Genomic DNA, 12,366 nt, shown 5'->3' on the forward strand with positions numbered 1-12,366 from the left:
AGAACCGTCCCCCGTTCCCGGCGCCGTCCCGCACTCCCGGCGGGACGCGGACGGTCTCGTGGGCGTGCGCTAGGCGGGGTCCGCAGCCAGGAAGGGGTGTCGCCAGCCCACGGCGGCCTCGAGCTGGGCGGACGCCGACAGTAGCGTCTCCTCCTCCCCGAACCGGCCACCCAGCATCACGCCGATCGGCAGCGTCCGCCCGTCCACCTCGGCGGTGTGCAAGGGCAGCGAGATCGCCGGACGGCCGGACAGGTTGTAGACGCTCGTCCACGGCGTGAACCGGGTCTGGGCGGCGAAGTCGGCGGCCGGATCGTCGTCGTCCCGCAACCCGCCGACCAGCGACGGCGGCTGGGCCAGCGTCGGAGTGAGCACCACGTCGAAGTCGTCCCAGGCCAGCGCCACATCCACCGTGAGCCGCTGGACGGCTGCCGCGGCCTCCGCGTACGCCACCCCGCTGGTGGCACGGCCCACCTCGCGCAGCCAGCGGGTGAGCGGACGCAGCAACGGCTCGGCCTCCTCCGGCAGCGGGATGGACGCTGCGCCGACCGACCAGAGCGCCCCGAACGCCTGCCACCGCTCGTAACCGAACGGCACCGGCGCCTGTGTGACCTGATGGCCCAGCCGCTGGAGGGCATCGGCCACGGCCCACGCCGCGTCCACGCAGGCAGGGTGCACGTCGGCCTCGGCGATCACCGGCGTCGTCAGGACGCCCACGCGCAGCCGGCCGGGCTCCCGTGTGGCCGCGTCCGCGAAGCTGGTTCCCGGGAGCGGCGCGTGATAGGTCTGGCCGACCCCGCGCCCGGACAGCACGTCGAGCGCGACCGCCGTGTCGGCCACGGTCCGGCTCAGCACCCCGTCGGTGCCCAGGCCGGGGCCGGGCATCCGCAGGCTGCCGCCGCTGACCAGGCCTCGGCTGGCCTTCAGGCCGACCAGCCCGCACGCCGACGCGGGGATGCGGATCGAGCCCCCGCCGTCCGAGCCGTGCGCGATCGGCGCCAGTCCGGTGGCGACCGCCGCCGCCGCGCCGCCGCTGGAGCCGCCCGCGGAGCGGCTCAGGTCCCAGGGCGTCCGGGCGGCCGGTGCCCCCTCGGGTTCGGTGTAGCACGGCAGGCCGAACTCCGGCGTGGCGGTCTTTCCGGTCAGCACGGTGCCCGCCTCGGCGAACCAGCCGACGAGGTCGTCGTCGACCTCCGCCACGGTGCCGCGCAGAACCGCGGCGCCGGCCTCCCAGCCGACTCCCGCGACAGGGTTCAGGTCCTTGATCGGGCAGGGGACGCCGAGCAGCGGCGCGGCCGTCTCACCGCGGGCGACCGCGGCGTCCACCTCGGCGGCCCGGGCCAGTGCGCGCTCGGGGGTGAGCCGCGCGAAAGCGCCGACCACGTCCGAGAGCCGCACGGACCGGGCCAGGTGCGCCTGCGCCACCTCGACCGCGGACGCGGCGCCGGTGCGGATCGCAGCCGCCGTGGCGAGTGCGTCGAGGGCGGTGATCTCCATCAGTGCTTGATCTTGCCCGGGTCGAGGGTCCCGGCGATGGTCGGCTGGAAGTCCTCGCCGAGCTGCTTGACCGCGAGCCGGCCGACCAGCTGCTGCTCGGTGGTCACCCGCTCGGACCGGGCGCGCCCGACGAAGGTGATCAGCCAGTGCAGCAGGGTGGTGATGCGGTTCTTGAACCCGACGACATAGATCAGGTGGACGAAGAGCCACGCGAACCACGCCGGGAAGCCGGTGAGCTCGAGCTTGCCGACCTTGGCGACCGCGCCGAACCGGCTGATCACGGCCATTGAGCCCTTGTCGTGGTAGACGAAGTCGGTGGTGACCGGGGTCCCGGCGAGTTCGCCGCAGATCCGGGACGCCGCGTAGCGGCCACCCTGGATGGCGACCTGGGCCACTCCCGGCAGCCCGTTCAGGCTGATCATGTCGCCGACCACGTACACCTCGGGGTGCCCGGGCAGCGTCAGGTCGGGGTTCACCTGGATCCGCCCGGCCCGGTCCAGGCCGGCCCCCGACTGTTCGGCCAGGGTGCGGCCGAGCGGACTCGCCTGGACGCCGGCGGCCCACACCTTGCAGGAGGAGGCGATCCGCTCGGTCGTGCCGTCGGAGTACTTCACGTCGAGGCCGGTCGCGTCCACATTCGTGACCAGGGCCCCGAGCCGCACCTCGACGCCGTTGCGCTCCAGTTCGGCCTTGGCGGCGGCGGACAGCTTCGGCCCGAACGGGGCCAGCACGGCGCTGGCGCCGTCCAGCAGCAGGATCTGCGCCTGTGTGGTGTCGATCCGGCGGAAACTCCGGCGGAGCGTGTGATGGGTGAGCTCCGCGATCTGTCCCGCCATCTCCACCCCGGTCGGCCCGGCACCGACGACGACGAAGTTGAGCAGGCGACGACGCTCGTCCAGGTCCTCGGTGAGCTCTGCCATCTCCAGCGAGCCGAAGATCCTGGCCCGCAGCTCGAGCGCGTCGTCCACGCTCTTCATGCCGGGCGCGAAGGTGGCGAACTGGTCGTTGCCGAAGTAGGACTGGCCGGCGCCGGCGGCGACGATCAGGTGGTCGTACTTGAGCGCGACGACCTTGGCCAGCTTCTCCGCGACGACGACCCGGCTGGCCAGGTTGATACTGGTCACCTCCGCCAGGAGGACGGTCGCGTTGGCCTGGTTGCGCAGGATGTCCCGCGTCGCCGGCGCGATCTCGCCGGTGGACAGGATCCCGGTGGCCACCTGGTACAGCAGCGGCTGGAACAGGTGCGCGACGGTCTTGGCGACCAGCGTGACGTCGACGTCCGCCTTCGCGAGGGCCTGGGCCGCGAACAGCCCGCCGAACCCTGACCCGATGATCACCACATGGGGACGGGACATGCCCACCTCCGTTCAGGAGTGCTTCCGCAGTGAGGCCACCCTAACCCGCCACGCCGTCCTCGCGCGTCTGCGTCCCCCACACCGTGGACACCCGCGGCACGGCTGCGCCCGACCGCTCGTGGTGTCGCGGACCGGGGGCCGCGAGCTCGCCGACCCGCCGGCCAGCCTGGAGTGGACGGCGGCTAGGAGGAGCGGGAGATGACGCCGTCGCAGAGGGCGGCGAGCGCGTCCTTGGCCGGGCCTTCGGGCAGCGGGGCGAGGTGGGCCCGAGCCACCTCGGCCCGCCGGTTCACCTCCTGCCTGGCTTCGGCCATGGCGGGGTGTGCCCGCATCAGGCCGAGCGCCTCGGCGAGGTCGGCGTCCCGCGACAGGTCGGCGTCGAGGAGTGCCAGCAGGCGGGCGTCGGAGGGGTCCGTGCTGCGCCGCGCGAGCAACGTCGGCAGCGTGGGCACCCCCGCGCGCAGGTCCGTGCCAGGGGTCTTGCCCGAGGTGTCGCTGGCGATGTCGAGCAGGTCGTCGCTGAGCTGGAAGACCATCCCGATCTCCTCGCCGTACGCCGCCAGCGCGTCCAGCTCGGCCTGACCGACCCCGGCCACCATGCCGCCGAAGATCGCGGACGCGGCGATCAGCGATCCGGTCTTGTCGGCCAGGACGTCCAGGTAGTGGGTGAGCAGTTCCTCGCCCTCGCGCGGGCCGCGGGTCTCGGCGATCTGGCCCTGCACGAGCCGGGCGAACGTGTCCGACTGCAGCTTCACGTAGTCGGTGCCGAGCGTCGCGACGATCGAGGAGGCCCGCGAGAACAGGAAGTCGCCGACCAGGATGGCCACCGTGTTGTCCCAGCGCTGGTTGGCGCTCGGGGCGCCGCGGCGGAGCTCGGCCTCGTCCATCACGTCGTCGTGGTACAGGCTCGCCACATGGGTGAGCTCCATCACGAGCGCGGCCCTGACCACCGCCTCGTCGTCGGGGTCATCGGCGAGCAGGGACGCCAGCACCACCAGCATCGGACGGAACCGCTTCCCGCCCGCCCGGATGATGTGCTGCGCAGCCTGCGTGACGAAGTCCGTCCGCGCGACCGCGGCCTCGGCCAGGCGCTCCTCGATCCGGTCCAGGAGCCCGGTCACCCGGGCGGTGAACTCCTCGGGGAGTTCGCCGGCGAGATCAGCAGCCTGGGACGCGACGGACACGGCGGCCAGCATAGCCTCAGCGCAGGAACGTGCTGGCCGAGAGCACGAGGTCCAGCAGCGGCCCGGGGAACAGGCCGAGGTAGGCCGACGCGATCGCGCCGAGCCCGACCGGCACCCAGGTCAGACCGCTCGCCCTGCCCACGATGACCCCGTCCACGGGCTCGGCGAAGAACATCAGCACGATCACGCGCAGGTAGACGTACGCGGCCACCAGGCTCAACGCCACCGCAGCGATCACCAGCCACGAGTAGCCGCCCCGCCACGCCGCGGAGAACACCGCCCACTTGCCGATGAAACCCCCGGTCAGCGGGATGCCGGCGAAGCTCAGCATCAGCAGCGCGAAGATCCCGGCCAGCAGGGGGTTCGTGCGGCCCAGGCCCGCCCAGCGCGAGATCGCGTGCACCTCCCCCGCCTGGTCGCGCACCATCGTCACGATGGCGAACGCCGCCACCGTCGCGAAGCCGTAGGCGACCAGGTAGAACAGGACGGCGCCGAAGCTGTTCATCTGGCCGGTGACACCGGCCGTCGCGCCGACCACGGCGACCAGGATGAACCCGGCGTGGGAGATCGAGCTGTAGGCCAGCAGGCGCTTCATGTCGGTCTGGGTCAGCGCCACCACGACACCGACGGCCATCGTCACGACGGCGATCACGGCCAGCAACGGCTGCCAGGCCCACCGCTCGGCCCCGAAGGCGACGTAGAACACTCGCAGGACCGCGCCCACGGCGGCAAGCTTCGTGCAGATCGCCATGAAGCCGGTGACCGGGGTGGGAGCGCCGACGTAGACGTCGGGCACCCAGTTGTGGAACGGCACCGCGCCGATCTTGAACAGCAGGCCGACGCCGAGGAAGCCCATTCCGGTGTAGAGCAGGCCGCGGCCGTAGACCGGGTCGGAGATGGCGTCGTTGATGCCACTGAGCTCGAAGGAGCCGGAGAAGCCGTAGACGAGGGCCATCCCGAACAGGAAGAACGCGCTCGACAGCGCACCCAGCAGGAAGTACTTCAACGCGGCCTCCTGGCTGAGCAGGCGGCGACGCCTGGCCATGCCGGAGAGCAGGTACAGCGGCAGCGACATGACCTCCAGCGCGACGAAGGCGGTGAGCAGGTCGTTGGCCGCGCAGAAGACCATCATTCCGGTCAGGGAGAACAGGGCCAGCGGGAAGACCTCGCTGTGCTCGTGCCGGGCCGCGATCGCCTCCGCCTCCGCGGGGCTGCCGGGCACTGACGCCGCGGACGCGGCGAACGACGTCGCCCCGTGGTTGAGGTCGCGCTCGGCGAACACCAGCAGGCTGAGGAAGCCGAAGACCAGCAGGGCCGCCCACATCAGGTAGGACGGGCCGTCCAGGCTGATCGACCCCATCGCCATCAGCCCCAGGCTGTTCTTGGGCTGCGTCCAGGACAGCGCGAGGAAGACGAAGGCGAGCGCGAGCGCGAACTCGAACAGGACGACCTGGGCGAGGAACCGCCACCGCCGCGGCGCGAGGGCCTCGAAGAGGATCCCGAGGCAGCCGGCCAGCAGCACGGTCAGCACGGGCGCCAGCTGCAACCACTCGAAGGTGGGCGCTGCGATGGTGTTCACTTGGCTTCCTCTCCCAGCGGCGCCACCGGGTCGGCGACCCCGATGTGGCTCATGGTGGACTGCGCGACCGGCTCGATCACGCCCAGGGCGAGGTTGGGCGCGAAGCCGAGCAGCAGGATCACGGCCAGGAGCGGGGCGGCCACCCACTTCTCCCGCGCCGTCGCGTCGCTCGTGAACGTGCGGGCCACCTCGTCGGTGACCGGCCCGGTCATCGTGCGCTGGTACATCCGCAGGATGTACACCGCGGCCAGGACGGTGCCGAGGGTGGCGACCGCGGCGACGCCGGGCTGTCGCGACCACGTCCCGGCCAGCACCATGAACTCCGAGACGAAGCTCGACATGCCCGGCAGGGCGAGACCGGACAGGCCGGCCATCAGGAACACCCCGCTGAGCACGGGCGCGACCTTCGCCACGCCGCCGTAGTCGGCGACCAGCGCCGAGCCGCGCCGGGAGATCAGGAACCCGATCACTCCGAACAGCGCCGCCGTCGAGAAGCCGTGGTTGACCATGTAGAAGATCGAGCCGGAGATGCCCGCGGTGGTGAAGGTGTAGATGCCGAGCACCATGAAGCCGAAGTGGCTGATCGAGGTGTAGGCGACCAGACGCAGCAGGTTCGTGCTGCCGATCGCGGCGATCGCGCCGTAGAGGATGCTGACCAGCGCCAGCACCACCATCGCGGGCGCCACCCAGGTACTGGCCTCGGGGAACAGCCACAGGCAGAACTTGATCATCCCGAAGGTGCCGATCTTGTCCAGGATGCCGACCAGCAGGACGGAGGTGCCGGGGGTCGACTCCTCCGCGGCCGTGGGCAGCCAGGTGTGGACGGGGACCATCGGCGCCTTGACGATGAAGGCGACCAGGAAGCCGGCCATCAGCCAGCGACCGAGCATCGGGTCGAGCTGCAGCTGGCTGAGCTCGCTGAGCAGGTAGGTCGGCGCGCCGGTGAGCTGTACCGACACCGCGTACAGGCCGATCACGGAGGCCAGCATGATCAGGCCGCCGCCGAGGCTGAACAGCAGGAACTTCACCGCGGCGTAGGAGCGCCGCGCGCCGCCGAAGCCGCCGATCAGGAAGTACATCGGGATCAGCGTGGCCTCGAAGAAGAGGTAGAACAGCAGCACGTCCTGCGCCATGAAGACGAACAGCGACAGGCTCTCCAGCGCCAGCACCAGGGCGAAGAAGACCTGGGGGGTCCAGCGGCCGCGGCCGGGAACCTTCCACTCGGCGAGCAGCACGACCGGCACCAGCAGGACGGTCAGCAGCACCATCACCAGTGCCATCCCGTCCACGCCGATCGCCCACCAGGCGCCGAACTGCGGGATCCAGGCCGCCTTCTCGGCCAGGTCGGCGGCTCCGCCGCCCGCGTAGACGACCGCGACCGCGATGCCGACGACGGCGGTGACCAGGGCGAACACCATCCCGACGCCGCGGGCGATCTGCTTCACCGGCAGGCACAGCACGCCGGCGCCGACCAGCGGGACGAGCCCGAGGAAGGTGAGCAGGGGGAATGTCATCTCAGCTCCTCCCTCAGCCCAGCTGGGTGAGGATCATCACGGCACCGACGGCGAGCACGCCGATGGTCATCGTGAGCGCGTACGTTCGGACCTGGCCGGTCTGCAGGCGTCTGGTCTGCGAGGACAGCCCGGTCATCATCGATGCGCTGCCGTCGGCGAGGGCGTCGATGATCCGGTCGTCGTTGGCGACCAGGCCGCGGGCGGCGACAAGGGTCGGCTGCACCACCAGCGTGTTGTTGATCGCGTCGCCGAACAGGTCGTTGCGTCCGGCGAGGGTGAACGGGTTGGACGAGGCCGGCGCCACCGCGGGAACCGGCCGGGCGCCGAACAGGAACCAGGCCAGCGCCACCCCGGCGGCCACCACCAGCAGGGTCAGCCAGCCGATCGGGCCGGGCACCAGCGAGAGCTCCTCGACGTGGTTGCCGACCGCGGGCTCCAGCCACTCCTGGATCCACCAGTTCATCAGCAGGCCCGCGCCCACCGAGAACACCGCGAGGATGACCAGCGGCACCGTCATCACCTTCGGGGACTCGTGGGGGTGCACGCCGTCCTGCCAGCGCTTCTCGCCGAGGAAGGTCATCAGCATCAGCCGGGTCATGTAGAAGGCGGTGATGCCCGCGCCGACCAGCGCGCAGACGCCGGCGATCGTGCTGACCCCGAAGGCCGCCTCGATGATGTGGTCCTTGGAGAAGTAGCCGGCGAAGAACGGGAAGCCGATGATCGCCAGGTAGCCCATCGCGAAGGTGAGGAAGGTGATCCGCATCGCCTTCGACAACGCGCCGTAGTGGCGCATGTTCACGTCGTCGGCCATGCCGTGCATGACCGAGCCGGCGCCGAGGAACATGTTGGCCTTGAAGAAGCCGTGGGTGAGCAGGTGGAAGATCGCGAACGCGTAGCCGACCGGGCCGAGACCCGCGGCCAGCATCATGTAGCCGATCTGGCTCATCGTGGAGCCGGCCAGCACCTTCTTGATGTCGTCCTTGCTGGTGCCGATCCAGGCGCCGGCGAGCAGCGTCACCGTTCCGACGACGACGACGGCGGTGGTGGCTGCCGAGGACATCTCGAAGATGGCATGGCTGCGCACGACGAGGTAGACGCCGGCGGTCACCATGGTGGCGGCGTGGATCAGGGCCGAGACCGGCGTGGGGCCCTCCATCGCGTCCAGCAGCCAGGCCTGCAGCGGCACCTGCGCGGACTTGCCGCAGGCGCCCAGCAGGAGCAGCAGCCCGATCGTGGTCGCCCAGCCGGCGTCGAGGTGCCCGGCTCCTGCGTTGACCGCGACGAAGGCAGAGCTGCCGAACAGGGCCAGCATGCTCATCACGGCCATCGTCATGCCGAGGTCGCCGACCCGGTTCATCACGAAGGCCTTCTTGGCGGCGGCGGCCGCGGACGGCTTGTGCTGCCAGAACCCGATCAGCAGGTAGGACGCCAGGCCGACGCCCTCCCAGCCGACGAACAGGACCAGGTAGTTGTCGGCCAGCACCAGCACCAGCATCGCGGCGATGAACAGGTTCAGGTAGGCGAAGAAGCGGCGGCGGCGCTCGTCGTGCGCCATGTAGCCGACCGAGTAGATGTGGATCAGCGAGCCGACACCGGTGATCAGCAGCGCGAACAGGATCGACAGCTGGTCGACCAGCAGGCCGGCCGAGACCGTCCAGGAACCGGTGGTGATCCAGTCGAACAGCGGGACGCTCACCGCACGGGCCTCGGGGGCGCTGAGCAGCTGCTGGGAGAACAGGCACACCGCGATCGCGAAGCTGAATCCGACGGCGGCCACGGCCATCCAGTGGCCGACCCGGTCCAGGATGCTGCCGAACAGCAGCAGGACCGCGGCCATCACCAGCGGCACGGCGATCATCAGCCAGGCGTAGGAGAACATGCCGCTGGCCGGGAGCGGGGCCAGGGTTTCCAGGGTGGTCATCGGGCCCTCACAGCTTCAGCAGGTTCGCCGCGTCCACCGAGGTGGACCGCCGGGTGCGGTAGATGGTGATGATGATGGACAGGCCGACCACGACTTCGGCCGCCGCGACCACCATCACGAAGAAGGTCGCGACCTGGCCGTCGAGTCCGCCTCGGGCCAGCGCGAACGCGACCATGGCGAGGTTCGCGGCGTTCAGCATCAGCTCGACCGACATGAACGCCACCAGCGCGTTGCGCCGGATCATCACGCCGATGGTCCCGATCGTGAACAGGATCGCGGCCAGGTACACGTAGTTGTCGGGGGTCACTCGTCTTCCTCCTCGGCCTCGGGGCCGCTGACCTGCTCGAAGACCGCCGCGGTGCTCCGGCTCAGCGCCGGGGCGTCCACGATCACCCCGCGGATCGCGAGAGTGGGCGAGACGGAGGCCTCGCTGACCGAACCGTCCGGCAGCAGGGCGGGGGTGGCGATCGAGTTGTGCTGCGCGAGCACGCCCGAGTTCGGCAGCGAGCCGGGGTGGACGCCCGACTCCGCGTACTCCCGCATCCGCTCGTCGGCGAGCTGGCGCTGGGTGGGCTTGGGTTTCGTCCGGGCGTGCTGGCCGAGGACCATCGCCCCGACGGCCGCCGTGATCAGCAGGGCGGAGGTGAGCTCGAAGGCGAACACGTACCGGCCGAAGATCAGCGCGGCCAGGGACTGCACGTTGCCGCCGTGCAGCGCGTTGGCCTGGTCGAGGCCGACGTTGGGCCCACCGACCATCGCGCCGCCGATCCCGAAGACGATCAGGCCGAGCATGCCTGCGCCGGCGAGCCAGGCGGCGACCTTCTGGCCCTTCAGCGTCTCGACCACCGAGTCGGGGGTGTCGACGCCGACCAGCATCATCACGAACAGGAACAGCATCATGATGGCGCCGGTGTAGACGATGATCTGGACGAAAGTGAGGAACATCGCGTTCAGGGACGCGTACAGGACGGCCAGGTTGATCATCGTGAACGCCATGCTGAGCGCGGAGTACACGGCCTTGCGGAAGAACAGCAGGCCCAGCGCGCCGAGCACGGCCAGCGGTCCGGCGATCCAGAACACGACGGCGGTCATCGGGTGCCTCCTGCGGCGTCCTCGACGACCGGGGTGCGGTTGTCGGGCTTGCCGGTGGCGGGCAGGCCGAGGAAGTAGTCCTTCTCGTCCTCACCGAGCCGGCGGGGATGGGGCGGCTGCTCCATGCCGGGCAGCAGCGGGGCGAGCAGCCGGTCCTTGGTGTAGATCATCTTCTCCCGGCTGGTGTCGGCCAGCTTGAAGTCGTTGGTCATGGTCAGGGCGCGGGTGGGGCAGGCCTCGATGCACAGCCCGCACAGGATGCAGCGCAGGTAGTTGATCTGGTAGACCCGGCCGTACCGCTCACCGGGGCTGTACCGCTCCTCCTCGGTGTTGTCCGCGCCCTCGACGTAGATCGCGTCCGCCGGGCACGCCCACGCACACAGCTCGCAGCCCACGCACTTCTCCAGGCCGTCCGGCCAGCGGTTCAGCTGGTGCCGGCCGTGGAAGCGGGGCGCGGTGATCTTCTCCTTGCCCTTCTCCGGGTAGCCCTGGGTGAAGGTCTTCCGGAAGATCGTGCGGAAGGTGACCCCGAACCCGGCCCACGGGTCGAAGATTCCCATCTACTGCTCCTCTCCGGCGCCGGCCCGTGGGGCCTCCGCGGTGGATGTGACCACGCCCTGCATCTCGGGCAGCACCTGCCCGGGCATCGGCGGGACGGGGTAGCCGCCGGCGAACGCGTCGAACGGGCCTTCCGGCTCCGGCTCGGGTTCGGGTTCGGGTTTCTCGCCGATGAACAGGATCGCGACGATCGCGAGCAGGACGATGATGATCCCGCCCCACAGGAACGGCCCCTGGAGCAGGTTGTTCGCCCGCAGCGACTGGAAGGTCGCGACCACCACGATCCAGACCAGCGAGACCGGGATCAGTCCCTTCCAGCCCAGCTTCATGAACTGGTCGTAGCGGAACCTCGGCAGCGTGCCCCGCAGCCAGACGAACAGCGAGATGAACAGCTGCACCTTGATCACGAACCAGATCGGGCCCAGCCAGGCGTTGTTCAGCGGCTCGATCAGGGTGAGCGGCCAGGGCGGCAGGTAGCCGCCGACGAAAAGGGTGGTGGCGATCGCCGACACCGTCGCCATGTTGATGTACTCGGCCAGGAAGTACACCGCGTAGCGGAAGCCGGAGTACTCGGTGATGTAGCCCGACACGAGCTCGGACTCGGCCTCGGGAAGGTCGAAGGGGGCGCGGTTGGTCTCACCGACCATCGAGATCACGTAGACGACGAACGAGGGCAGGAGCAGCAGCCAGTACCAGCTCTGCAGGCCGATGTTCAGGTTGAACGGCATCAGCGCCGTCCGCTGCGCCTCGACGATGTCATGGGTGGACATCGAGCCGGCGTAGAGGAACACCGAGACCAGCGCCAGGCCCATGGCGATCTCGTAGGAGATCATCTGGGCACTCGAGCGCAGGCCGCCGAGCAGCGAGTACGGGGAGTTGGACGACCAGCCGGCCAGCACGAACCCGTAGATGCCGACGCTGGTGACGGCCAGCAGCACCAGCACGCCGACCGGGAGGTCGGCGAGCTGCAGGTAGGTGTCGACGCCGAACATCGTCACCTTGCCGCCGAACGGGATCACCGCCCAGGCGGTGAAGGCGGCCGTGCCGGCGATCATCGGGGCGATCGTGAACAGCACCCGGTCGACCATGGAGGGCATGAAGTCCTCCTTGATCAGGAGTTTCATGCCGTCGGCGAGTGCCTGGCCGAGACCGAACGGGCCGTTCATGATCGGGCCGAGGCGGTGCTGCATCTTGCCCACCAGTCGCCGCTCGTACCAGACGTTGAAGATCGTCCAGACCAGCAGGACCACGAAGAGGACGACGACCTTGATCAGGACCAGCCACCACGGATCGTTCATTCCTCGCCTCCCAGGCTCAGGGTGACCGCGTCGCCGTGGACCACGCCCAGCTCGCCCAGCGGAGTGCCGGGAGAGTTCGTCGGCACCCACACGGCGCCATCGGCCATGCCGGGGGTGACGGCGACCGGCAGGCTGTACCAGCCCGCGCCGCCGCCCACCGCCACCTGGTCGCCCTCCGCGACACCCAGTGCCGTCGCCAGCGCCGGACTGATCCTCGCCACCGACGGACGCGCCGTCGCCGCAAGGGCCTCCTCGCCGTCCTGGCCGCGTCCGCCGTCGATCAGCTGCCGCCAGGTGGCGAGCTTGACGGTGACCTCGCCGTCGCTGACCTGGGGCGCTGTCGCGGCGACACCGGCCGGCGTCGCGGCGAC

At 70.3% G+C, this 12,366-nt stretch carries 11 protein-coding genes; all 11 read right to left on the reverse strand.

The window, feature by feature from the left end:
* Positions 1 to 69: 69 nt before the first annotated feature.
* Positions 70 to 1,494, reverse strand: a complete 1,425-nt coding sequence (locus QM633_RS15905; RefSeq protein ID WP_415154805.1) for an amidase — start codon at positions 1,492 to 1,494, stop codon at positions 70 to 72.
* Positions 1,494 to 2,849, reverse strand: a complete 1,356-nt coding sequence (locus tag QM633_RS15910) for an NAD(P)/FAD-dependent oxidoreductase (RefSeq protein WP_415154807.1) — start codon at positions 2,847 to 2,849, stop codon at positions 1,494 to 1,496. Before QM633_RS15910 ends, QM633_RS15905 begins: the two co-directional genes overlap by 1 nt.
* Before the next feature lie 182 nt (positions 2,850 to 3,031).
* Entirely contained in the window at positions 3,032 to 4,045 is a 1,014-nt protein-coding gene (locus QM633_RS15915; RefSeq protein WP_415154809.1) for a polyprenyl synthetase family protein, read from the reverse strand.
* A gap of 4 nt (positions 4,046 to 4,049) precedes the next feature.
* Positions 4,050 to 5,612 (reverse strand): NADH-quinone oxidoreductase subunit NuoN, encoded by a 1,563-nt coding sequence (gene nuoN, locus QM633_RS15920; protein ID WP_415154810.1) that lies wholly within the window; start codon positions 5,610 to 5,612, stop codon positions 4,050 to 4,052.
* Positions 5,609 to 7,126 (reverse strand): NADH-quinone oxidoreductase subunit M, encoded by a 1,518-nt coding sequence (locus tag QM633_RS15925; RefSeq protein ID WP_415154812.1) that lies wholly within the window; start codon positions 7,124 to 7,126, stop codon positions 5,609 to 5,611. Before QM633_RS15925 ends, nuoN begins: the two co-directional genes overlap by 4 nt.
* A gap of 13 nt (positions 7,127 to 7,139) precedes the next feature.
* Positions 7,140 to 9,047 (reverse strand): NADH-quinone oxidoreductase subunit L, encoded by a 1,908-nt coding sequence (gene nuoL, locus QM633_RS15930; protein ID WP_415154814.1) that lies wholly within the window; start codon positions 9,045 to 9,047, stop codon positions 7,140 to 7,142.
* A 7-nt stretch (positions 9,048 to 9,054) separates the two neighbouring features.
* A complete protein-coding gene (gene nuoK / locus QM633_RS15935) occupies positions 9,055 to 9,354 on the reverse strand; it encodes an NADH-quinone oxidoreductase subunit NuoK (protein ID WP_415154816.1) in 300 nt (99 codons plus the stop codon).
* Entirely contained in the window at positions 9,351 to 10,139 is a 789-nt protein-coding gene (locus QM633_RS15940; RefSeq protein WP_415154818.1) for an NADH-quinone oxidoreductase subunit J, read from the reverse strand. The genes nuoK and QM633_RS15940 overlap by 4 nt, the downstream gene beginning before the upstream one ends.
* Complete coding sequence (nuoI, locus tag QM633_RS15945) at positions 10,136 to 10,699, reverse strand: NADH-quinone oxidoreductase subunit NuoI (protein WP_415154820.1); 564 nt, start codon at positions 10,697 to 10,699, stop codon at positions 10,136 to 10,138. Before nuoI ends, QM633_RS15940 begins: the two co-directional genes overlap by 4 nt.
* A complete protein-coding gene (gene nuoH / locus QM633_RS15950) occupies positions 10,700 to 11,995 on the reverse strand; it encodes an NADH-quinone oxidoreductase subunit NuoH (protein ID WP_415154822.1) in 1,296 nt (431 codons plus the stop codon). It abuts the gene before it with no gap.
* The coding region (locus QM633_RS15955) for a molybdopterin dinucleotide binding domain-containing protein (protein WP_415154824.1) at positions 11,992 to 12,366 on the reverse strand (375 nt) is incomplete at its 5' end. The genes nuoH and QM633_RS15955, both read right to left, overlap by 4 nt.

The organism is Propionicimonas sp., from assembly GCF_047606205.1.
Taxonomy (GTDB): domain Bacteria; phylum Actinomycetota; class Actinomycetes; order Propionibacteriales; family Propionibacteriaceae; genus Propionicimonas.